The organism is Anoxybacillus ayderensis, assembly GCF_000833605.1.
In the GTDB taxonomy this organism is placed as follows: Bacteria; Bacillota; Bacilli; order Bacillales; family Anoxybacillaceae; genus Anoxybacillus; species Anoxybacillus ayderensis.
The window spans coordinates 234967-258906 of the sequence record NZ_JXTG01000001.1 but is presented as its reverse complement, the minus strand read 5'-3'; the positions used below and the strand labels follow the sequence as shown (position 1 = coordinate 258906).

Genomic DNA, 23940 nt, shown 5'->3' with positions numbered 1-23940 from the left:
CAAACGGCGGTGACTCGTTTTGCCCAGCAATGGTTAACATACATTAAATAGAATACATGTTTTTCCGATAAAATGCAAGGGGATTTTGAAAATATTCACGCGCCGCTTGAGCATCACGATGAATTTGTTCAACGAGCTCGTCAACGGAAGAAAATGCTCGTTCATCACGCAATCGTTTATGCCATTGAATACATACATGTGCACCGTAAATGTCTGATGAAAAGTCAAACAAATGCACTTCGATCGACGGATCTTTTTGTTGTTGGGCGTGGAATGTCGGCTTATACCCGACGTTGCATACTCCCGTCCACGTGTTGTCGTCTATCGTTACCGTGACAGCATATACACCAATGCGCGGGATCATATAGTCATCGTCAAGCGCAACGTTTGCTGTTGGAAATCCGATCGTCCGTCCCCGTTTATCCCCATGAATGACTGTGCCTGTTACTTCATACCATCTTCCGAGTAAATGAGGTAACTGTTCAACGTCCCCTTCAGCTAATCGCTTCCGAATATATGTGGAGCTAATTTTTTCTTCCCCAAACGTCTGTTTTGGAATGACCGTTTGCGTAAATTGTTCACGAGAATGAAACGGCAATGTTTCCATCGTCCCTTTTCCTAAGCGGCCGTACGTAAAATCAAAGCCTGCCACGACATGCTTTACACCGAGTCCAATGATGTATTCGTCAACAAATTGTTGCGGCAACAAATAAGCAAATTCAGGCGTAAATTCAACAACGTATAAATAATCAACGCCAAGTTTTGCAATTTGTTTTTCTTTTTCTTTTAATGGTGTAATAAATCGAACATGTTGTTGTGAGCGTCCGAGCACGACCGACGGATGCGGATGGAACGTCATGACCGCGCTTTTGTATCCATATTGATCAGCGATTTGTTTTGCCGTTTGAATGACTTTTTGATGTCCAAGATGAACGCCGTCAAAATAACCGAGCGCCATAACAAGTGGTTCATCATTTTTTTTGTTGAACGGATGGGACAGCCAAATGGTTTTCATCGTTTTCACCTACAATACTTTTAAAGGTTTCATATAGCTTTGCTTTGTCGGATGAGGCATATAAATCGCTAACGCTTCACCTTGTTCATTAACCATTAACAGACGCTCTGGCATAGAGGATAGAATAGGCAAAAGCGCTCCATGTTTTACTTTTTCCTCTTCTTCCTTACTCATGACATACGTCGGGAAATGAACTAACGCTCGTTCAATCGGTAAAAGTAACGTATGCGCTGTACCAGATGCGACATGCTGTTCGATATCAGCAAACGACACGCATTGATCGAGTGTAAACGGTCCTGACGCTGTGCGAACAAGATATGACATGTGCGCCGGATACCCAAGTCGCTCGCCGATTTGAACAGCGAGTGTACGCACGTATGTCCCTTTGCTACATGTCACACGAAAACGAAACGATATCCTTTCACCTGTAAATACTTGTCTATCATCAAGAAGGAGCAGTTCAAAAATGTGGACGTTTCGTTTCGGCCGTTCCACGTCAATACCTGCGCGTGCATACTCATATAGTTTTTTTCCATTTACTTTTACTGCGGAATACATCGGTGGAACTTGTTCAATGTCCCCCGTCAGATTAGCAAATACTCGCTCAATGTCATGTCGGAAAATCGGCTGTTCGATCGGTTTTACTGAAACGATGTCACCTGATGCATCTTCTGTTGTCGTCGCTATGCCTAACGTCACTTCCCCTTCATAAGTTTTTCTCTCCGCTGTTAATAGTTCAACGATTTTTGTTGCTTTGCCGATGCAAATGGGCAATACACCACTTACGTCAGGATCAAGCGTTCCTGTATGACCAACTTTTTTCGTTTGGAATAACTTACGAATGCGCATGACGCAGTCGTGTGACGTCATGCCTGCAGGTTTATGTAACAATAACACTCCGTCCATCGCTTCACCTCTAAAATAGCGGAAATGGATAGACGCACGTCTATCCATTATTCTTCTTTATGTTCTTTTTCTTCGGAAATTTGTTTAATTAAACTTTCAATTCGTTGACCGTAATCGATCGTTTCATCAATTTCAAAGTAAATTTCCGGCGTCTTGCGCAAACGAATACGCTGACCGATTTCTGAACGGATAAAGCCCGTTGCTTTCGCTAACCCTTTTAGCGTATTTTTCTTTTGTTCTTCGTCACCAAGAACAGAAATATACACTTTTGCTTGTTGTAAATCACCCGTTACACGAACATCTGTTACGGTAACGAAACCGATGCGTGGGTCTTTTAGTTTGCGTCCGATAATATCGCTTAATTCTTTTTTCATTTGTTCGCCTACACGTGTGGCTCGCAAACTCATTGTCATCACCTCGATTAAAACCACTCGAATGTTGTAACCGTTCGTTCGATTTCTGGAAACGAATCGATAAATTGTAACGCCCGATGTAGCTCTTGTTCCGTCGCCGTTCGCTCGGCTGTAATCGCTACAATCCCTAGCTTCGTTCGTTGCCATACGTTTTGATAATCTACTTCGGCTACTGATATATTATATTTTTGTTTAAGCCGTGTGACAACGCGTTGCAACACGGCTCTTTTTTCTTTCAATGATTGGACGTCGTAAATGATGCATTCACATTCGACGTATCCGATCATTTGCGCTCCACTTCTTGCATCATATATGCTTCAATGACGTCGCCTTCTTTAATGTCATTAAAGTTTTTAATCGTGATCCCACACTCGTACCCTTGTGCGACTTCTTTTACATCGTCTTTGTAACGTTTTAACGTATCAATTTGTCCTTCGTAAACGACGATGCCTTGACGAATGAGACGGACGCTACTATCGCGCGTAATTTTTCCATCTGTCACATAGCATCCTGCAATTGTACCGACTTTTGATACTTTAAATGTTTGACGCACTTCCGCTTGACCGATCACTTTTTCTTCGTACTCTGGATCAAGCATCCCTTTCATCGCTGCTTCAATTTCTTCAATCACTTTGTAAATGATGCGATGGAGACGAATATCGACCTTTTCTGCTTCCGCGACACGTTTTGCGTTCGCATCTGGACGAACGTTAAAGCCGATGACAATCGCATTTGATGCGGATGCAAGCATAATGTCGTATTCCGTCACGGCACCAACACCGGAGTGAATAATTTTCACGCGCACTCCTTCGACTTCGATTTTTTGTAATGCCGCAACGAGCGCTTCTACGGAACCTTGTACGTCCGCTTTGACAATAATATTTAATTCTTTCATTTCGCCTTGCTTAATTTTTTCAAACAAGTCGTCTAGGCTAACGCGCGCTTTTACGCTTCGTTGTTGCACGATTTGCTTTTGTGCGCGAGCTTCGCCAATTTGACGTGCTTTTTTCTCGTCTTCAAACACCATGAAACGATCGCCTGCTTGCGGCACTTCGTTTAATCCAGTAATTTCAACTGGCGTCGATGGTCCCGCTTCTTTTACACGGCGCCCAAGGTCATTCGTCATCGCCCGTACGCGTCCGTACGTATAACCGACAACGATCGGATCACCAACGCGCAACGTACCTGATTGAACAAGGAGAGTTGCCACCGGACCGCGACCTTTATCGAGCTTCGCTTCAATGACCGTTCCTGTCGCACGACGGTTTGGATTTGCTTTTAACTCTTCCATTTCGCTCACAAGCAAAATCATTTCAAGCAAATTGTCAATCCCTTCGCCTGTTAACGCAGATAGTTTACAATAAATTGTATCGCCGCCCCATTCTTCTGGAACGAGCTCATATTCCATTAGCTCTTGCATGACGCGATCTGGATTCGCTGTTGGCTTATCGATTTTATTGACCGCAACAATAATTGGAACCTTTGCCGCTTTCGCATGGTTAATCGCTTCAACCGTTTGCGGCATCACTCCGTCATCTGCTGCGACAACGAGAATGACGATATCTGTCACTTGCGCACCGCGTGCACGCATCGTTGTAAACGCTTCGTGACCAGGTGTATCTAAAAATGTGATTTTTTTGCCGTTTACAACAACTTGATACGCACCGATATGCTGTGTAATACCGCCAGCTTCTTGTTCCGTTACTTTCGTATGGCGAATTGAGTCAAGCAACGTCGTTTTTCCGTGGTCGACGTGTCCCATAATCGTCACAACAGGCGGACGTTCAACTAAATCTTCTGGATGATCAACAATTTCGATCGTCTCAAATTCTGTTTCGTCAATCGTCACTTTTTCTTCTACTTCTACGCCGTAGTCAGAGCAAATGAGCTCGATCGCATCTTTGTCCAAATCTTTGTTAATTGTTGCAATGATGCCGAGCATAAATAGCTTTTTAATAATTTCAGAAGGCTCCTTCCCTAATTTTTTTGCTAACTCTGCGACCGTTAAAGAACCTTCAAATGTAATTTTTTTCGGAAGCTCTTTTTCTTTTTTCTTTTGCACTTCTTGTTGTGGAGCTTGCTGAGGTTTTTGTTTTTTATTTTTTTTGTTATTGAAAATTTTCTTTTCTTTTTGTTGAATTTGCAAGTCGTGTTTTTTCCCTTCGCGATTTTTTACTACTGCTTTTTTGATCGGCACTTTCGTTTGAATGACTTCATCCTCATCTTCTTCAAACTGTTCTAAAACAGGTTTTTTCACAGGTACCGTCTTTTCTTCTTTTTTCGTTTCTTGTTTTTGTTCTTTTTTGAACGAACGATCTAGCTTTTCGACAACATCCGCTTCAATCATCGTCATATGGTTCGATACGTCGATGTTCATTTCTTTTAATTTATGGATGACATCTTTACTTGACACGTTATGTTTTTTGGCATATTCATATACACGCATTTTTGACATACATTCACCCCCAAAATGTTAGAGCATCGTTTTTAGCTTTTGTGCGAATCCTTCATCTGTAATTGCTACAACGACCCGTGCTCCTTTGCCAATCGCTCCACCTAATTCATAGCGATTGTCTACATAACAAAGCGGAACGCGATAAAACGTACATTTATCGGAAATTTTTTTTCTCGTATTTTCTGACGCATCTTCCGATAAAATGACAAGCTTCACACGCTGACGCTGAATTTCTTTCACAACGAGCTCTTCTCCCGAAATAACTTTGCGCGCCCGATTCGCTAATCCGAGAAAAGAAGCCCACGGTTTATGATTCATTTGTTTCTCCATTCTCCTTCTCAGCGAGCTGTAATAGCTGTTCGTAAATCGAATCATCAATAGTCGCTTTCAAATGATGCGCAAGCGTATTTTTCTTTTTCGCAAGCAAAATGCATTCTTTACTTAGCGTAATGTATGCACCGCGTCCCGCCTTTTTTCCTGTCGGGTCAATTGATACGTCGCCTTCTTTTGAACGAACGATGCGAATAAGCTCTTTTTTCGGCTTCATTTCCCCTGTGACAACACATTTGCGCATCGGAATTTTTTTCGGCATATTATTCCACCTCACTAATCTCCTCTTCGTCAACTTGGAACGATGATGAAGAACGAGGGTAAATACCTAATTGCTCCGCTTCAGACTGACTTTTAATATCAATTTTCCAATTTGTTAATTTCGCTGCTAAACGAGCGTTTTGCCCACGTTTCCCAATGGCAAGCGAAAGTTGATAATCTGGTACGATGACCGTTGTTGCCTTTTCTTCTTCGTTGACAATGACGTCAAGCACTTTGGATGGACTTAACGCATTAGCGACAAATTCAACTGGATCCGCTGACCAACGAACGATGTCGATTTTTTCGCCTTTTAACTCGTTTACGATCGCTTGTACCCGTTGTCCTTTAGGTCCAACACACGCACCAACCGGATCGACTTCTGGGTTATCGGAATGAACAGAAATTTTCGAGCGATCTCCTGCTTCGCGTGCGACCGATTTAATTTCTACCGTACCGTCATAAATTTCTGGCACTTCTAATTCAAACAATCGCTTTAATAAACCTGGATGCGTGCGAGATACGTAAATTTGTGGACCTTTTGTCGTTTTTTCGACTTTTGTAATGTACACTTTAATGCGATCATGTGGCTTATACGTTTCATTCGGCATTTGTTCGCTCACCGGAAGCAACGCCTCAATTTTGCCGAGGCTGACGTAAATAAATTTCGAATCCGTCCGCTGAACAATACCTGTCATAATATCTTCTTCTCGGTCAACAAATTCGGCATAAATGACTCCGCGCTCTGCTTCGCGAACGCGTTGCGTGACGACTTGCTTTGCTGTTTGCGCAGCGATGCGTCCGAAGTTTTTCGGCGTCACTTCAATTTCAACGACATCGCCTACTTGATAATTTGGATTGATTCGCTTCGCTTCATCAAGCGAAATTTCTAAGCGTGAATCGTACACTTCATCGACTACTTCTTTGCGAGCAAATACGCGAATCGTTCCTGTCTCTTGATTAAAATCGACGCGAACGTTTTGCGCCTGATTAAAATTGCGTTTATAAGCGGACACAATAGCCGCCTCAATCGCTTCAATTAACACTTCTTTACTAATGCCTTTATCGCGCTCGAGCGCCGTTAGGGCATCCAACAACTCTGTATTCATGAACCGGTCGTCCCCCTTTAATGTGAATTAAGAGAAAATGACAGCTAGCCGTGCACTAGCTACTTTTTCGTATGGAATGGTCACCATTTTTTTCTTTGTTTTGACTTTTACTTCTACGGTCACCGTTTGACCATCAAATGCAGTTAATAGTCCTTCAAATTCTTTTTGACCATCAATTGGCTCATACGTTTTCACATAAACGTTTTTCCCAACGGCGCGTTCAAAATCTTTCGCCTTTTTAAGCGGACGTTCTGCTCCCGGTGACGATACTTCTAAAAAATAATTGTGCGGAATCGGATCGATTTCATCAAGCTTTTCACTTAATCGTTCGCTTACGACACCGCATTGATCGATATCAATTCCAGTTGGTGAATCAATAAAGACGCGCAAAAACCAATTCTTTCCTTCTTTCGCATATTCAATGTCGACAAGTTCTAACCCCATATCTGTCACGATCGGGGTAACGAGCTCCTCAACGATGTGCGTCACTTTTTTCATGTTGGTCCTCCTAACTGCAAGAAAATCCCTTGCGGTTGGCAAGGAATCTCAAATCAATACGAAAGAGTGGGTTTCCCCACTCTTTTTGTCCATTATCTTTACCATTTCCACTAGAACTATAACATATTGGCAAAAAAATTGCAACTCATTCAAAAGAGTGATAATTGATTGTGATCCGGTAGCGACTGTAAGCACCCACGGCTTTCGAGATATTCTAAAATCGTTTTCGATACTTTGCCGCGTTGTTGCAAATCTTCTTTCGATAAAAACTCGCCTTCTTCACGTGCGCGTACAATGCTTTGAGCCACGTTTGTCCCTAGTCCAGGAATCGCATTAAACGGCGGAATAAGCGAATTTCCGTCAATAATAAACTCTGTTGCTTGTGAACGATACAAATCAATATTTTTGAACGAAAATCCTCGTTCGCACATTTCAAGGGCAATTTCAAGCACAGTCAACAAGCTTTTTTCTTTCGGGGACGCATCGAGCCCTTTTGCTTGAATTTCTTCAATTCGTTTACGAATCGCAGCAGACCCTTGAATCATCGCATCTAAATCAAAATCTTCTGCACGCACAGTAAAATACGATGCGTAATAAAGAAGCGGATGGTGGACTTTAAAGTACGCGATGCGAACAGCCATGAGCACGTAAGCAGCAGCATGCGCTTTTGGGAACATGTATTTAATTTTTTTACATGATTCAATGTACCATTCTGGCACATCATGTTTGCGCATTTCTTCTTCAAACTCAGGCGTTAATCCTTTTCCTTTTCGAACGGACTCCATAATTTTAAATGCTAACGACGGCTCTAACCCACGATAAATTAAATACACCATAATGTCGTCGCGACATCCAATGACTTCAGATAGCGTACATGTCCCATTTTGAATGAGCTCTTGTGCATTGCCGAGCCAAACGTCCGTTCCGTGCGATAACCCGGAAATTTGTACAAGTTCTGAAAATGTTTTCGGTTTTGTTTCTTCTAACATTTGACGAACAAATCTTGTACCGAACTCTGGAATACCAAGCGTTCCGGTGTTACACATAATTTGTTCCGGCGTCACACCAAGCGATTCCGTGCTACTAAAAATTTTCATCACTTCCGGATCGTCTGTCGGTATCGTCTTCGGATCAATGCCACTTAAATCTTGTAACATCCGAATGACCGTTGGATCATCGTGTCCGAGAATATCAAGTTTTAATAAGTTATCATGAATAGAGTGGAAGTCAAAATGCGTCGTGCGCCACTCCGCGCTCGTATCGTCGGCTGGATATTGAATTGGTGTAAAGTCATAAATATCCATGTAATCTGGCACGACAATAATCCCACCTGGATGTTGCCCTGTCGTTCGTTTCACTCCTGTACATCCTGCAGCTAAACGATCAATTTCCGCCCCGCGCACATGAAGGTTGTGATCGTTTATATACCCTTTGACGAATCCGTATGCCGTTTTGTCAGCGACAGTACCGATCGTTCCTGCACGATATACGTTATCTTCACCGAATAACACTTTCGTATAGTTATGCGCTTGCGGTTGATACTCACCCGAAAAGTTTAAATCGATATCTGGCACTTTATCTCCTTTAAACCCTAAAAACGTCTCGAACGGAATATCGTGACCGTCTTTATTGTATCGCACGCCACATTTTGGGCAGTTTTTATCCGGTAGGTCAAATCCTGAGCCGACCGAACCGTCATCGAAAAACTCGGAATGTTTACAGTTCGGACAAACATAATGCGGTGGAAGCGGGTTCACTTCCGTAATCTCCGTCATCGTTGCGACAAACGATGAGCCAACCGAGCCGCGTGAACCGACAAGATATCCGTCATCAAGCGATTTCTTTACAAGTTTATGAGAAATTAAATAAATGACTGCAAACCCGTGACCAATAATGCTTTTTAATTCTTTTTCTAGCCGTTTTTCAACGATGTCTGGAAGCGGGTCACCATAAATACTTTTCGCCCGTTCATAGCTCATCCGACGAATTTCTTCGTCCGCTCCTTCAATTTTCGGTGTGTACAATTCATCTTTAATCGGTTTCACTTCTTCGATTAAATGAGCGATTTTTTTCGTATTTGTCACAACAATTTCTTTTGCTTTTTGTTCACCAAGAAACGAAAACGCTTCTAACATTTCGTTTGTCGTACGAAAATGAACGTTTGGCAATTCGTGTCGATTTAACGAATTTCCACCAGATTGTGAATGAATTAAAATTTTGCGATATATTTTATCTTCTCGATTGATGTAATGCACATTTCCAGTCGCAACAACCGGAATGCCGAGCCGTTCGCCAAGTTGCACAATGTTTGTAATAATTTCTTTGAGTGCTGCTTCATCGCGTACGTATTCCATCTCAATAAGCGGCGCATATACTTCTGGCGGATGCACTTCAAGAAAGTCGTAAAACGGTGCAATCGCCTCCGCTTCTTCAATTCCTTTTTGCATCATCGCTTCAAATAACTCGCCTTTATCGCAACCTGATCCAACTAAAATGCCTTCGCGATGTTGTTGCAATACGGAACGTGGGATGCGTGGCACGCGATAAAAATAGTTCACATGTGAAAACGATACGAGTTTAAATAAATTTTTTAAACCGACTTCATTTTGTACAAGCAACGTTGCATGAAACGGTCTGGAACGTTGGAACGCCCCTTGTTCTTTCGATGCTTCGTTTAATTGGTCGAGATATTGAATTCCTTTTTCATCAAGTTCTTTCACCAAATGAATAAGTAAATATCCTGTCGCCTCGGCGTCATAAATCGCGCGATGGTGCTGGGTTAATTCAATATTAAATTTCTTACAAAGCGTATTTAAACGATGGTTTTTTAACTCTGGATATAAATAGCGAGCAAGTTCAAGTGTATCAATAACCGGATTCGTTACTTTACCTCGATTTATCTTTTTAAATCCTGCATTTAAAAAACCGATGTCAAACGTCGCATTATGAGCAACGAGCACACAATCATCGATCCAATGATAAAACTTTTCTAACACTTCTTCGACATCTGGCGCATCTTTTAACATGTCATCTGTAATTTTCGTTAATTCGATTGTCGTTGCGGAAAGCGGGTGATGCGGATTCGCAAACGACTCAAAACGGTCGATAATTTCCCCGTTTTTTACTTTGACCGCTGCTAATTCAATAATTGTATCATATACAGCAGAAAGCCCTGTCGTTTCCACGTCAAATACGACAAACGTATCGTCCATTAGCCGTCGATGCGCCTCGTTATAAGCGATTGGTACCCCGTCATCGACAATATTTGCTTCTAGTCCATATAAAATTTTTACACCATATTTTTTTCCCGCACTATATGCTTCCGGAAACGATTGAACGACCGCATGATCCGTGACAGCAATTGCTTCATGCCCCCATTTTTTCGCTTGTTCGACAAGCTTTGTAATGGAAGCGACCGCATCCATTTGGCTCATTTGAGTATGAACGTGCAATTCTACCCGTTTTTCTTCCGCTGTATCTTGACGTTCATTCGGTTTCACTTCATTCAAATCGTTCGCAATAAGCACAAGATCTCGCACGAATGTGTCATTTTGCACGCTGCCGCGCACTTTTACCCACATTCCTTTTTTTACACGTTGCATAAGCTCGGCGTCTTCTTTATCGCGCGAGAACATTTTGACAAGAATCGAATTTGTATAGTCCGTTATTTTTAACGTCAATAACGTACGTCCGCTTTTTAGTTCTTTTGCTTCAGCATCAAAAATGTATCCTTGCACAGCGACGCGACGTTCTTCCTCTACAATTTGATCGAGCGGACGAATATGTTCGTCATCTTTAATTTGATAGCCGATCACAAGCGGACCGCTTGTGTCACTTACAGTAGGATCTTCTTGTTTCGGCATTGCTTCCATAAACGCGGCTAACGCTCGTTCTTCATCTTCTTTTTGTTTTTGCACTAAAAATTGTTCAAACTGCTGCTCGTCGTGTTTTACACTCGCTTCTAACTGCAAGTGCGGAAATCCGAAAGAAACATACGTCGCAGCGAACATTTCCGCAAATCGCTTTTTCAACGCGATCGCTTCTGCTTCATTGCGCGCTTGTACAGTGACTTTCGTCCCTTTTACTTCCGGTTGCTGCTGTGTAAGTAGTGAAAAAAGCGGTGATGTTTGTTGAATCGTGTCAACAAATATTGGCCAGTACGACACGACATCTTCAGCAGTAAACGTTTGATCTTCTACTTCTATCGTGCATTGCACATCGGCAATATGGCGAAATTGTTCGATTAGTCGTTTACGAAACTCGACATATACGTGCGCTCGTAAAATCGCAGGAAATCGAAAATAAAAGTGCCAACATTTCATTCGTTTATCAACAACAACTTTTTCAATCCGTCCATGCAATAAGTCATCTGCCATATGTGAAGAAAGCTGTAGCTGTTGTAGTAAAATCGAAAATCGTTCTTTTTGTTCTTCTCTCATCGTTGTTCGTTACAAAAAATGTAACGGTACACCTCCCTTTCTTTTTTATACATCGTTTGGGAGCGATAGACGACAGAAAGAGGGGGGCCCCCCTCTCTGCCTATAAGTAACGGCGCAACGTTTCGACTAATTGCGACACGTGTACTTCTTCTGTTTCACCTGTTTTTCGTACTTTTACTTCAACGATTCCTTCATTTGCACGTTTTCCGACCGTCACACGCACAGGTAACCCAATTAAATCGCTGTCAGCAAATTTGACTCCTGGACGCTCGGCACGATCGTCATACAGCACTTCAAATCCTTCTTGTTGTAAACGTACATACCATTCATCAGCAAGCTCTCGTTGCTCGTCCACTTTTGGATTTACAGAAATTAAGTGAATGTGGAAAGGAGCCACCGCAGTTGGCCATATGAGTCCATGCTCATCGTTATATTGCTCAGCAATTGCCGCAAGCGTACGCGATACACCGATACCATAACAACCCATAATCATCGGCTGCGTACGTCCGTTTTCATCTAAATACGTCGCATTCATCGCTTCGCTATAACGAGTCCCAAGTTTAAATACGTGTCCAACTTCAATTCCGCGCGCAAAACGAATCGTCCCTTTTCCATCTGGTGACGGATCCCCTTCTTGAATGAAACGCACATCCGCATATTGCGCAGCAAAATCACGATCTGGATTGACCCCTTTATAATGGTAGTGCGCTTCATTCGCTCCACACACACCGTTGACAACCGCTTTTACCGCATGGTCAGCTAAAACGAGGACACCATCACGAACACCAATCGGGCCAAGTGAACCAATCTCACAGTTCATCACTTGCTTCGTTTCTTCTGGCGTTGCCAATTCTACAACAGTTGCTTCTAATATATTTTTTACTTTTACATCATTGACTTCATGATCACCGCGCACAAGAACGAGGACATAGCGATCGTCTACTTTAAATAATAGCGACTTGATACATTTTTCTTTTGGTACTTGAAGAAATTGGCTCACTTCTTCAATCGAACGTTGTTCTGGTGTATGCACTTTCTCAAGCGGTGCATGCGGTTCATCACTTCGCTCATAAGTCGTAATCACCGGCGCCATTTCAATGTTTGCCGCATAATCAGACGAATCTGAATATGCGATCGTGTCTTCACCAACATCGGATAAAACCATAAATTCATGCGTATCTTTGCCACCCATTGCACCAGAGTCCGCAATGACGGCACGGAAATTTAATCCGCAGCGTCGGAACACGTTCGCATATGCTTCGTACATTTTATTGTACACTTCGTCTAAACTTTCTTGTGAAGCGTGGAATGAATACGCATCTTTCATAATAAATTCGCGACCGCGAAGCAAACCGAAGCGCGGACGTTTTTCATCGCGAAACTTCGTTTGAATTTGATAAAGCGTAAGCGGTAACCGTTTATACGATTTCACTTCATCACGAACGAGCGCCGTAATGACTTCTTCATGTGTCGCACCGAGTGCAAAGTCGCGATCGTGACGATCTTTTAAACGCATTAATTCTGGTCCGTATGAATACCAACGACCTGATTCTTGCCATAATTCCGCTTGTTGAAGCGCTGGCATCAACAGTTCAATAGCACCAGCACGCTCCATTTCTTCGCGAATGATCGCTTCAATTTTTTGCAGCACGCGCTTACCAAGTGGCAAAAAGCTATATACTCCGCTTGCATTTTGGCGAATAAAGCCGGCACGAAGCAGCAGTTGATGGCTTTTAATTTCCGCATCTGCCGGCACTTCACGTAATGTAGGAATAAACGACATACTTTGTTTCATCTTTTTTAGCACCTCTTACTTCATTTAATTATAAGAAAAATTTTTGAATGTCATTCCATGTAACAACAAGCATAAGCAACATAAGAAGGGCAAAACCGATAAAGTGTACAATGCCTTCTTTTTGACGATCAATCGGTTTTCCACGCAACGCTTCAATCGCAAAAAACGTTAACCGTCCTCCATCGAGCGCCGGAAGTGGAAGCAAGTTGATAATGCCTAAGTTAATGCTTAAAATCGCTCCCCATTTCATTAAGTAATACACACCGGATTGAGCGACTTTATGAGTCGAAACAGCAATGCCAACAGGTCCGGACAACATATCAAAAGAAAATTTCCCCGTCAACAAATGACCTAATCCAACGATGATTTCTTTTGTCCAATAGTACGTCTCTAACGCTCCTTGTTTTATCGCCCCGACAAACGACTTTTCCATCGGTCCATACACACCGATGAGACCGATCGTTTCACCTTCGATCGTTTTCTTTTCTGGTGTGACGGTGAGATCAATGATTTGACCGTTGCGATTTACTTGAAATTGAAGCGGTTTTTCTGGGCTTTTTCGAATGATTGTCACAACATCTGTCCAAGAAGACATCGGCTGTCCATTAATCGACATGACGACATCCCCTTGTTGTAGCCCAGCTTGACGTGCAGCACCATCCTCTGTCAATTCACCAATCACTGGTTTATCAACCGGATAACCTTGCAACAGTCCGATAAGAATGAAAATGACAAGCGCTAAAATAAAATTCATCAACGGACCAGCAAAAATGGCCATCGCGCGCTGTCCGAGCGTTTTAGAACCAAATTGACGATCGTATGGCGCAATTTGCACTTCTTCTCGATCGATGACGATGTAAGCAGGATCGCTTAATTCAAAGCGTTGTAAACGCTCATCATCGCCTTCATATCCTTCAATATATAACTCATGTTCAAAATCAGCGCGTTCTACTTCAATGATTTTCGCATCGGGATATTCGTCTTTATGATTGACGATCACTTTTTTCACTTTCCCGTCTTCATGAAACAATAAGCCGACAACTTGACCGCGCTTCACGTCAATCATTTCTGGATCTTCGCCGGCCATGCGCACAAAACCGCCAAGCGGGAGCAAACGAATCGTATATGTCGTTTCTCCTTTTTTCATCGAAAACACTTTCGGACCGAATCCAATCGCAAATTCGCGACATAAAATACCTGCTCGCTTTGCGAAAATGAAGTGCCCTAATTCATGAAAAAACACAAGCGCACCAAAAATGACAATAAAAGCAATAACCGTTTCCAACGTTTCAACCACCTTTTACATGTGTAGTGATTTTACATATTGTCTCGTTTCACGATCGACTTCGCGAATCGTCTCAAGATCTGGATGAGCAATCGGCACGTGCCGCTCCATCGCTTGTTCAATGCATTGTTCAATCGCTAAAAACGATATTCGTCCAGCTAAAAAGGCTGCCACCGCTTCTTCATTCGCTGCATTTAATACGGTCGGCATCGTTCCACCTATGTTTCCTGCCTCATAAGCAAATTGTAAACAACGGAACCGGTTCATGTCCACTTTTTGAAAATGCAACGTGGCTACTTGTGCTAAGTTCAGTCGTTCGATATGTAGCGGAAAACGATCCGGATACGTTAGCGCATATTGAATCGGTACGCGCATATCTGGCGTTCCAAGCTGAGCAATTACGCTTCCGTCATGAAATTGCACCATAGAATGAATGATGCTTTCTTTATGTAAAAGAACGTCAATTTGTTCGTACGGTAGGTGGAACAACCAATGTGCTTCGATCACTTCAAGCCCTTTATTCATCATCGTTGCAGAGTCGATCGTAATTTTTGCTCCCATCGACCAATTCGGATGTTTTAGCGCTTCTTCCACCGTGACATGTTCTAGCTGCTCGCGCGTACGATCGCGAAAACTGCCGCCGGATGCCGTCAAAATAATACATTCGATATTTTTTTGTTGTTCTCCTTGTAAACATTGGAAAATAGCGGAATGTTCACTGTCCACAGGCAAAATCGACACACCGTAATCGATCGCGTGCTTCATAACGAGATGGCCTGCGGTAACTAACGTTTCTTTATTAGCTAGCGCAATTGTTTTTTTCGCCTCAATCGCTTTTAACGTAGGCACTAGTCCAACGCTTCCTACTACCGCATTGACGACAATGTCAGCTTCTTGAACGGTCGCCACTTCAATGAGCCCATCTTCACCTGAAACGATGCGCACTCGCCCAATATATTCGCTCTGCAACATGTCGGCATCTTCTTTTTGGGCAACACATACAACTTTTGGTGAAAATTGTTCAATGATCATTCTTGCCTGTTCTATATTTCGTCCAGCTGAAAAAGCAACGAGACGAAACGCATCGCGATGAGCACGAATGACGTCTAACGTTTGCATTCCAATCGAGCCCGTCGCCCCTAATAAACTAATTGCTCGCAAGCTGTCCACTCCTTTTTAAACAATGAGGTAAAACAAATATAAAATTGGTAAAATAAACAACAAACTATCAAAGCGATCTAAAATGCCGCCATGCCCCGGCAAAATAGCACCTGAATCTTTTACTCCATAATGCCGTTTAAACGCCGACTCCACTAAGTCACCGAGTTGGCCGAAAACGGATAAAACGACTGTCGCGATCAGTAACATCGGAAAAGATGGAGCAAACGGTGATAGCCACTCATAAACACTGACAACAAAAAGTGCACATAAAATGCCTCCAACAGCCCCTTCAACTGTTTTGTTCGGGCTAATGTGCTCCCACAGTTTTCGTTTTCCAAGCGCTCGACCAATAAAGTACGCTCCGCTATCCGTTGCCCAAATTAAAAAGAGCGCATAAAAAATATACGACAACCCTGCTTCGCGCACGTGAAAAAACGAATAAAACCCAACGCCTACATATAGTAAAGAAGCAATCATAAACCCAACATCATCAAACGTAAACGCATTTTTAGATATGACCGTATAAATGAGCAACAAAAAGAGTCCGATGATGAGGATCCATATGTTTATCATATGTTCATACGGATATAAAAAGAGCCATAATACAAGAAAACTAACGATGCTTGGAAACGAAAAAAGCGACATTTTTTTCATGCGAATAAGTTCAAATAAACCAACCGTAGCGAGTATATACGTTAAGACTAAAAATGGCCATCCGCCATATATGACGATCGGTAAAAAGACTGAAGCTGCAATAATTGCTGTCACAATTCTTTGTTTCATATGAAATTATACGCCTCCAAATCGGCGGCTACGTTGCTGAAATTCATGTACCGCCTGTAAAAAGTGTTGTTCTGTGAAGTCTGGCCATAATACATCTGTAAACCAAAACTCTGTATATGCTAATTGCCAAAGCATAAAGTTACTTAAACGAATTTCCCCGCTTGTGCGAATAAGCAAATCAGGATCAGGCAAATCGTTTGTCATTAAATAAGAATGAAACAACTGTTCATCGACATCGTTTGCTTGAATCGCTCCGTTTTGCACATCGTCAACAAGTTTTTGAACCGCATGTACAATTTCTGCACGGCTTCCGTAGTTTAAAGCAAAGTTTAAAATTAAACCGGTATTTTGTTTCGTCTGTTCGATCGCCTGATCGACTGCACGTAACGTATGTAAAGGTAGTTGGTCTTTATGTCCCATGACGCGCACTTGTACGTTTTCTGCAATTAACTCGGGCAAAAATGTCGTTAAAAACTGTTCAGGAAGCTGCATTAAATAATCGACTTCTGTTTTCGGTCGTTTCCAATTTTCTGTTGAAAATGCATATAACGTTAACACTTTCACACCTAGTTCGTTGGCAAAGCGCGTAATTTTTCGCACCGTTTGCATACCTTCGTAATGTCCAGCCATCCGTGGCAATGCACGTTTTTTCGCCCATCGTCCGTTTCCGTCCATAATGATCGCCACATGCGCAGGAATTGGTCCTTGTAAAACGGTTTCTTTTGAATACGCTTCTTCTTTGTTTTTCCATCTTTTCATCTTTTCAAACATAAGCGCATGTCCTCCAGCTTTGATCGATCGTAATTAGGCTGTGCGCCCTATTTCGTAATTATAACAAAAAACCCTCTATAAACATAGAGGGACTTATACTTCCATCACTTCTTTCTCTTTTTCTTTCGTAATCGCATCGATTTTTGCGATATGATCGTCTGTTAGTTTTTGAATATCTTCTGTATAACCGCGCAATTCATCTTCAGTAATTTCACCGTTTTTCTCTAGCTTTTTCAACTCGTCGTTTGCATCGCGACGAATGTTGCGCACAGCGACTTTTGCTTCTTCAGCATATTTTTTCACAAGCTTAACGAGTTCACGGCGGCGCTCTTCAGTAAGCGGTGGAATCGCAATGCGAATGACTGAACCGTCGTTTGAAGGTGTTAAACCTAAATCTGATGCTAAAATCGCCTTTTCGATTTCTTTCAATACAGATTTGTCATACGGTTGAATGACAAGCAGGCGCGCTTCAGGCACTTGAATGCCGGCTAATTGAATAATTGGCGTTGGCATGCCGTAGTAATCGACCGTAATTTTTTCTAATAATGCAGGATTCGCACGACCTGCACGAATCGTTGCAAGTTCACGTGAAAAAGCTTGAACCGCTTTATCCATCTTTTCTTTCGCGTTCGTTAATACTTGCATGTTATTTCCCCCTTACAATTGTTCCGATATTTTCACCTAATACAGCACGTTTAATATTTCCTTCTTCCATAATGGAGAAAACAATGAGTGGAATATCGTTATCCATACATAGCGATGAAGCAGTCGAGTCCATGACGCCTAATCCTTGTTTAATGACATCTAAATAAGAGAGTTCATCATATTTGACTGCGTTTTTGTCCACTTTTGGATCGGCGCTATATACACCGTCTACGTTGTTTTTCGCCATTAAAATGACATCCGCTTCAATTTCTGCAGCACGAAGCGCGGCTGTCGTATCTGTTGAAAAGTACGGGTTTCCTGTTCCTGCTGCAAAAATGACGACACGTTTTTTCTCTAAGTGACGAATCGCTCTTCTTCGAATGTACGGCTCGGCTACTTGGCGCATTTCAATCGACGTTTGCACACGCGTTTGTACACCGAGCTGCTCTAAGCTATCTTGCAGCGCGAGCGAGTTCATCACCGTTGCTAACATTCCCATGTAATCAGCTGTGGCGCGGTCCATCCCCATTTCGCTACCAATTTTTCCACGCCAAATGTTTCCGCCCCCAACGACAACGGCAACTTCGACTCCTAGTTCTGCCACTTCTTTTACTTGTTGAGCGATCGATTTAATGACAGACGGATTAATTCCAAATCCTTGCTCTCCCGCTAACGCTTCACCGCTTAGTTTTAAAACGACACGTTTATACTTTGGACTTTCCATTGTAAACCTCCATACCGTTCTTTAAAAATAGGGAACACATATGTGTTCCCTATTTGTCTTCATTACTTACGAACTTGGCTCATAACTTCTTCAGCAAAGTTATCTTGGCGCTTTTCAATACCTTCGCCTACTTCGTAACGGATGAAGCTTTTCACAGTTGCACCATTAGACTCTACAAATTGACGCACTTTCACATCTGGATTTTTCACGAAGCTTTGCTCAAGTAAGCAAATGTCTTCAAAGAATTTGCCTAAACGGCCTTCAACCATTTTTTCAACGATATTTTCAGGCTTTCCTTCATTTAATGCTTGTTGTTTTAACACTTCGCGCTCGCGAGCGATTTCATCTGCAGATACTTCATCGCGAGAAACGTATTTTGGATTAATTGCCGCGATGTGCATCGCTACATCTTTCGCAACGTCGCTATTTGTTGTACCTTCTAATACAGTTAATACAGCAATGCGACCACCCATGTGTAAGTACGCACCGAATGCAGCGTTGTCTCCTTTTTCAACAACCGCAAAGCGACGTAATGTAATTTTTTCACCAATTTTAGCGATCGCTGCATTAATGTGTTCTTCTACTGTCGCACCGTTATCCATTTTTTGTTGTAAAGCTTCTTCGACTGTTGCAGGTTTATGTTTTAATAAATGGTCAGCTAATTCTTTTACTAATGTTTTAAACCCTTCGTTTTTCGCAACGAAGTCTGTTTCAGAGTTTACTTCTAAAATCACTGCTGTATTTTCATCTACTTCGATTAACGTTGTTCCTTCCGCTGCGATACGATCTGCTTTCTTCGCTGCTTTCGCCATTCCTTTTTCACGAAGCCAGTCGATCGCTTTTTCCATATCACCGTTTGTTTCTGTTAATGCTTTTTTGCAGTCCATCATTCCTGCACCTGTTTTTTCGCGCAATTCTTTTACCATTTGAGCAGTAATTGCCATGTCAAACATCCTCCTTTTTTATGTGCGAAATCGTATGTACACAAACCGAAACGGTTTGTATGCTTAGTATGCCCGATTTTCTTAAAAAAAGGTGATAAAAGGCTTCCCCCTCTTATCACCTTTCACATGTTTACTCAGCTGTGACAACCGCTTCTTCGCCTTGTTTTGCTTCTAAAATCGCATCCGCAATTTTAGCTGTAAGAAGCTTCACAGCGCGAATCGCATCGTCGTTCGCAGGAATGACGTAGTCGATTTCGTCTGGATCGCAGTTTGTATCCACGATTCCGATGATCGGAATGTTTAATTTACGAGCTTCTGCAACGGCAATGCGCTCTTTGCGTGGGTCGATAACAAATAACGCATCTGGCAATTCTTTCATTTCTTTAATACCGCCTAAAAACTTTTCAAGACGCTCTAATTCTTTCTTTAGTTTTACCACTTCTTTTTTAGGCAATACATCGAATGTGCCGTCTTCAGCCATTCTTTCGATCTCTTTTAAACGTTTAATACGTTTTTGGATCGTTGCAAAGTTTGTTAACGTCCCACCTAACCAACGTTGGTTTACGTAGAACATGCCAGAACGTTCTGCTTCTTCTTTCACAGAATCTTGCGCTTGTTTTTTCGTACCAACGAATAAAATTTTGCCGCCGTTTGCCGCAAGTTCTTTGACGAAGTTGTACGCTTCTTCTACTTTTTTCACTGTTTTTTGCAAGTCAATGATGTAAATACCATTGCGCTCAGTGAAAATGTATTTTTTCATTTTTGGGTTCCAACGACGTGTTTGATGCCCGAAGTGAACCCCTGCTTCAAGCAACTGTTTCATTGAAATAACAGACATCTTTCATCCTCCTAGATGGTTTTTTTCCTCCGCTCACGTCATTTTTAAGCAAGACTGCAAAGCAGCACCGTTGCTTAAATCGATGAGCGTGTGTATTCACACCAAATAGAACTATATCATAATTAAAAAGCACATTCAACTACTTTTGGTGAAATTTAAGCAAAAGCTCTATTTCTGTCTTCCCACGCTTCAATGCTTTCGCGATTTCATCCATTGTTTTTCCTTGTTGTTGAAGTTTTAACGCTTCTGAAATGAGCGACTCGAGCGACGGCTCTTCCTTCGGCGAAGTTGTTGATAATTCCACTCGGTCAACAACGTCGTCAACTGGAAGTCGCACTTGTTCGTCTCGAAATAGGGGAGAGGCTTCTTTTTTCTTTTGACGAACGGCCGATGATGTCATTTGTTTAACAAATCGTTCGTTTTCCTCTTTAAACTGCATTAAATATGTCGTCATCATCGTTTCCATTTCGCGAATTAGCTCCGCTTGCTCTCTTTCTGTCTCTTTAATTTTTGCCCATTTTAATGATAAAAGAATAATGAGAAAAAGCGAGACACCATGCAGAACGAAGCTGATCAACCATAAAAACGTCGTCATATCATCCCTCTTATCCGATAAAATCAATATGTGTTCCTTTGTAAGGATGTTTACTTTTTTCTTTTTTCTCAGACTGTTTTTTCCACTTCGCGCGTTCGCTTTGTTCCGCTCTCGTCACTTGTTGCCGAATGCGCTCATCTTGTTTTTTCATTTCTGTTGCAAGCTGTTGCTGAGCAAGCTGTCCGTATTGTTGCATATGTTCTTGCCATTTTCCGAGCTCATGCGTTTTCGGCAACGCCACTTGTAACTCGACTAATTTTAAACTCATGTTCTCACTTCCTTCATAAAGTGATGAAGGACTGTCATATCGCTTGCTCAATCAGTTTGCGCATTTTAAATAAGGCTTTTGCGTGAATTTGGGAAATTCGTGACGTGGACAGTCCCATAATATGTCCGATTTCTGTAAACGTCAATTCTTCTTTGTAAAATAAACTAATGACTAGCTGTTCTTTTTCATTTAGCTGTTGAATGATATTCGCTAATTGCGCAATTTGTTCTTCACGCAACATATGTTCTTCGGGCGACAGAGATCGATCATCGCGAATCGTAAATGACGGTTGATCGTCGTCATCATCAAACGGTCGCTCATCTAAAGATAAAACATTGGCGAAAAACTGTTCGCTCATCACCGCATACACTTCATCTTCTGAAATGTTTAATGCTTCCGCCACTTCTTTAGCGCTGACATCACGCATGTAAGTTTGTTGCAACTGCTCAATTGTTGCTTCTATTTTTTTCGCCTTGTCTCGTACGCTGCGCGGAAGCCAATCTTCTTTGCGCAATCCGTCTAAAATCGCGCCACGAATGCGAAAGGAAGCATACGTATCAAATTTTAAATCGCGTGAAGGATCGAACTTTTCTAGCGCATCATATAAGCCAAGTAGCGCTAAACTTTTTAAATCTTCTCTTTTCACGCTTTTCGGAAGGGATGAAGCAATACGTTGCACATGATAATCGACAAGTGGCATATATTTTTCAATCAGTTGATCGCAAGCCTCGCGATCGCGAGCATCAATCCACTTTTGCCAGCATTGCTCAATCATATCATCCCCCCTAAATGTTAACGTTCATTTACTTTTCTTCCTGCCTCAATAGTTGCCGAATATACTCTGCTACTTTTTGTTGCTCTTCTTCGTTTAAATTTTCAATCATCTGTTCCACTTCGATTTCATCTGATGATGTGAACGACATGTTTTGTGTCGATACATCTTTTTGAATAAACGCCATCATCCAACGAATGATAAATGCAAAAACAAAGAAAATAACAAATGCGATCAACGCACGTATCATAGATGTCGATACACTATTTTGCAATAATGAAGAAAAAAAAGCGACGATACAGCCAAATAAGGCAAACATCACGTTAAATTTCCATGTACTAGCCATTACATTTCCCGTACCCCTTGATTTACTGTTCGAATGAGCAACATGCCTGTTTTCGGATGAAATTCAATCGTTCGTCCACTACTCCCTCCGACGTCTTCAGCAACGATTGGGATGCGAAAACGTTGAAGCTGCTCACGAACAGCCTCAACGTTGCGCGGTCCGATGCGCATCATATCTGTCGTACCTGTACGAAACTGAAACATTTGCGCACCGCCAGCCATTTTTGCCTTCAAATGACCATTTCTTCCCCCCGCCCCAATGACTCGGCGCACTAACTCTTCAATCGCAGTGTCGGCATATTTTGCTACATTCATGTTTTCGGATTTTGCTAACGATGAGTCAGGGAGCATGACATGCGCCATCCCTGCCACTTCTTTTGCTAAATCATACACAACGACACCGACGCAAGAGCCAAGTCCACATGTACGAATGACATGTGGTGCCTTTACTACATTCATGTCAGCAATTCCTACTTTTACTACTTGAACAATTTCACTCATCATGTTCCACACCTAAAGCCCGAAAAATAATGTGAAATGATTCAGGGTCAGGGAGTAGGAAAAAGTGTCCATTTACACGGTCATCAGGCTGATGTTCTTCATGAATGGCTGTATCAACGACAATGACATGATCGCCAACGCGCGACATTTCAATTAATCCATAGCTTAAAATCGCACCAATCATATCAATGCTAAGCGCCGGAACAGATGGATATAAATTTAAATGAGTAAAATCTGACAAAGACGATAAATACGAACCGGCTAAAATGTTGCCTAGCTCTTGCAACGCAGATAGCGACAATTCGGAACAATCTTGCTCTAGTTTAAACTGTTCATCGCCAATCATTTGCTGAATAAACCGCTCCGCTTGTTCAATAGATAATACGAAAAACATATTCCCCGGCGCATCTCCTTCAATGCGCAAGAAAACAGCGGCGACGACATTGTCAGCTCCTCCAACAATATCCATCATTTCATCAAATGAAATGATACGCACATCCGGAATCGTCATTTCAATTTTTTTATTTAACAGCTTCGATAACGCTGTTGCTGCGTGACCCGCACCAATATTTCCAATCTCTTTTAGTATGTCCATATGGAAGGCATCCATCCGTTCAAAATATGACATGGACGATTTATCCTTTCTCTGTTTTTAATACTTTTTCTAAGTTTAATAAAATGAATAGTCGTTTTCCAATTTTCACAACACCGTTAATATATTCCGCTGTTGATGTATCCACTACCTCTGGTGGCGGTTCAATCGCTTCTGTTGAAATATCAACGACATCGTTTGCCGCATCAACAATTAAACCGACTTCCATATCATCGAGCGCAACGATAATGACGCGCGTATGGTCAGAAAACTCGGCTTCCTCTAAACCGAAACGCATGCGCAAGTCAATAATCGGTGTTACAACGCCGCGCAAATTGATGACGCCTTTCACATACTTCGGAACGCGAGGAACGCGCGTAATATGTTGAATTTTTTCAATTGAACGCACTTGTTGAACTGGAATGGCATATTCTTCGTCTTTTAATTGAAATACAATCACTTTCAGCTCAGCCACATTATATTCCCCCTCTCGCTTGT

At 42.1% G+C, this 23940-nt stretch carries 26 protein-coding genes; all 26 read right to left on the bottom strand.

Translation table 11 applies throughout. The features are described 5' to 3' along the window. Positions 1–43: 43 nt before the first annotated feature. Positions 44–1015 carry a bifunctional riboflavin kinase/FAD synthetase gene (gene ribF, locus JV16_RS01355; RefSeq protein ID WP_042533898.1) on the bottom strand — a complete coding sequence of 324 codons (972 nt, stop codon included), beginning with the start codon at positions 1013–1015 and terminating at the stop codon, positions 44–46. 9 nt (positions 1016–1024) lie between these two features. Next, positions 1025–1921, bottom strand: a complete 897-nt coding sequence (gene truB / locus JV16_RS01350) for a tRNA pseudouridine(55) synthase TruB (protein WP_042533896.1) — start codon at positions 1919–1921, stop codon at positions 1025–1027. Between the two features lie 47 nt (positions 1922–1968). Next, a complete protein-coding gene (gene rbfA / locus JV16_RS01345; protein WP_003394813.1) occupies positions 1969–2328 on the bottom strand; it encodes a 30S ribosome-binding factor RbfA in 360 nt (119 codons plus the stop codon). A 14-nt stretch (positions 2329–2342) separates the two neighbouring features. After that, positions 2343–2621: a DUF503 domain-containing protein gene (locus tag JV16_RS01340; protein WP_003394815.1), complete on the bottom strand. Its 279-nt coding sequence runs from the start codon at positions 2619–2621 to the stop codon at positions 2343–2345. Then, the gene (infB, locus tag JV16_RS01335; RefSeq protein WP_021094174.1) at positions 2618–4789 is read right to left on the bottom strand and encodes a translation initiation factor IF-2; all 2172 of its coding nucleotides are present in this window, start codon (positions 4787–4789) and stop codon (positions 2618–2620) included. The genes JV16_RS01340 and infB overlap by 4 nt, the downstream gene beginning before the upstream one ends. A gap of 18 nt (positions 4790–4807) precedes the next feature. After that, on the bottom strand, positions 4808–5107 hold the full coding sequence (locus JV16_RS01330; RefSeq protein ID WP_021094175.1) for a YlxQ family RNA-binding protein: 300 nt from the start codon (positions 5105–5107) through the stop codon (positions 4808–4810). Next, positions 5097–5381 (bottom strand): RNase P modulator RnpM, encoded by a 285-nt coding sequence (gene rnpM / locus JV16_RS01325; RefSeq protein ID WP_009732926.1) that lies wholly within the window; start codon positions 5379–5381, stop codon positions 5097–5099. The genes JV16_RS01330 and rnpM overlap by 11 nt, the downstream gene beginning before the upstream one ends. A 1-nt stretch (position 5382) precedes the next feature. Then, positions 5383–6486 (bottom strand): transcription termination factor NusA, encoded by a 1104-nt coding sequence (nusA, locus tag JV16_RS01320; protein ID WP_006322329.1) that lies wholly within the window; start codon positions 6484–6486, stop codon positions 5383–5385. Positions 6487–6513: 27 nt separating this feature from the next. Further along, complete coding sequence (rimP, locus tag JV16_RS01315) at positions 6514–6984, bottom strand: ribosome maturation factor RimP (protein WP_042533893.1); 471 nt, start codon at positions 6982–6984, stop codon at positions 6514–6516. 149 nt (positions 6985–7133) lie between these two features. Further along, on the bottom strand, positions 7134–11423 hold the full coding sequence (locus JV16_RS01310) for a PolC-type DNA polymerase III (RefSeq protein WP_042533891.1): 4290 nt from the start codon (positions 11421–11423) through the stop codon (positions 7134–7136). 100 nt (positions 11424–11523) lie between these two features. Further along, positions 11524–13218, bottom strand: a complete 1695-nt coding sequence (locus JV16_RS01305; RefSeq protein WP_042533889.1) for a proline--tRNA ligase — start codon at positions 13216–13218, stop codon at positions 11524–11526. Between the two features lie 28 nt (positions 13219–13246). Beyond that, positions 13247–14503, bottom strand: a complete 1257-nt coding sequence (gene rseP / locus JV16_RS01300) for an RIP metalloprotease RseP (RefSeq protein ID WP_042533887.1) — start codon at positions 14501–14503, stop codon at positions 13247–13249. A gap of 15 nt (positions 14504–14518) precedes the next feature. Beyond that, positions 14519–15664, bottom strand: coding sequence for a 1-deoxy-D-xylulose-5-phosphate reductoisomerase (gene dxr / locus JV16_RS01295; RefSeq protein WP_171334596.1), 1146 nt, complete (start codon positions 15662–15664; stop codon positions 14519–14521). Positions 15665–15679: 15 nt separating this feature from the next. Further along, positions 15680–16447 (bottom strand): phosphatidate cytidylyltransferase, encoded by a 768-nt coding sequence (locus tag JV16_RS01290; RefSeq protein WP_042533885.1) that lies wholly within the window; start codon positions 16445–16447, stop codon positions 15680–15682. A gap of 6 nt (positions 16448–16453) precedes the next feature. After that, positions 16454–17218: an isoprenyl transferase gene (locus JV16_RS01285; RefSeq protein ID WP_042533883.1), complete on the bottom strand. Its 765-nt coding sequence runs from the start codon at positions 17216–17218 to the stop codon at positions 16454–16456. A gap of 93 nt (positions 17219–17311) precedes the next feature. Then, positions 17312–17863, bottom strand: coding sequence for a ribosome recycling factor (gene frr, locus JV16_RS01280; RefSeq protein ID WP_009732918.1), 552 nt, complete (start codon positions 17861–17863; stop codon positions 17312–17314). Between the two features lies 1 nt (position 17864). Beyond that, entirely contained in the window at positions 17865–18587 is a 723-nt protein-coding gene (gene pyrH / locus JV16_RS01275) for a UMP kinase (protein WP_021094184.1), read from the bottom strand. A 62-nt stretch (positions 18588–18649) separates the two neighbouring features. Continuing rightward, positions 18650–19531, bottom strand: coding sequence for a translation elongation factor Ts (gene tsf / locus JV16_RS01270; protein WP_021094185.1), 882 nt, complete (start codon positions 19529–19531; stop codon positions 18650–18652). Between the two features lie 130 nt (positions 19532–19661). Beyond that, the gene (gene rpsB, locus JV16_RS01265) at positions 19662–20369 is read right to left on the bottom strand and encodes a 30S ribosomal protein S2 (RefSeq protein ID WP_021094186.1); all 708 of its coding nucleotides are present in this window, start codon (positions 20367–20369) and stop codon (positions 19662–19664) included. Positions 20370–20508: 139 nt separating this feature from the next. Next, on the bottom strand, positions 20509–20964 hold the full coding sequence (locus tag JV16_RS01260; RefSeq protein ID WP_021094187.1) for a hypothetical protein: 456 nt from the start codon (positions 20962–20964) through the stop codon (positions 20509–20511). A 10-nt stretch (positions 20965–20974) separates the two neighbouring features. Next, a complete protein-coding gene (locus JV16_RS01255; protein ID WP_021094188.1) occupies positions 20975–21232 on the bottom strand; it encodes a hypothetical protein in 258 nt (85 codons plus the stop codon). A 34-nt stretch (positions 21233–21266) separates the two neighbouring features. Next, complete coding sequence (locus tag JV16_RS01250; RefSeq protein WP_042533880.1) at positions 21267–22007, bottom strand: FliA/WhiG family RNA polymerase sigma factor; 741 nt, start codon at positions 22005–22007, stop codon at positions 21267–21269. A gap of 28 nt (positions 22008–22035) precedes the next feature. Beyond that, a complete protein-coding gene (locus JV16_RS01245) occupies positions 22036–22350 on the bottom strand; it encodes a hypothetical protein (protein ID WP_021094190.1) in 315 nt (104 codons plus the stop codon). After that, on the bottom strand, positions 22350–22850 hold the full coding sequence (locus tag JV16_RS01240) for a chemotaxis protein CheD (RefSeq protein WP_035062979.1): 501 nt from the start codon (positions 22848–22850) through the stop codon (positions 22350–22352). The genes JV16_RS01245 and JV16_RS01240 overlap by 1 nt, the downstream gene beginning before the upstream one ends. Further along, positions 22843–23478, bottom strand: a complete 636-nt coding sequence (locus JV16_RS01235; protein WP_021094192.1) for a chemotaxis protein CheC — start codon at positions 23476–23478, stop codon at positions 22843–22845. Before JV16_RS01235 ends, JV16_RS01240 begins: the two co-directional genes overlap by 8 nt. 7 nt (positions 23479–23485) lie before the next feature. Next, on the bottom strand, positions 23486–23917 hold the full coding sequence (locus JV16_RS01230) for a chemotaxis protein CheW (RefSeq protein WP_021094193.1): 432 nt from the start codon (positions 23915–23917) through the stop codon (positions 23486–23488). Positions 23918–23940: the final 23 nt, after the last annotated feature.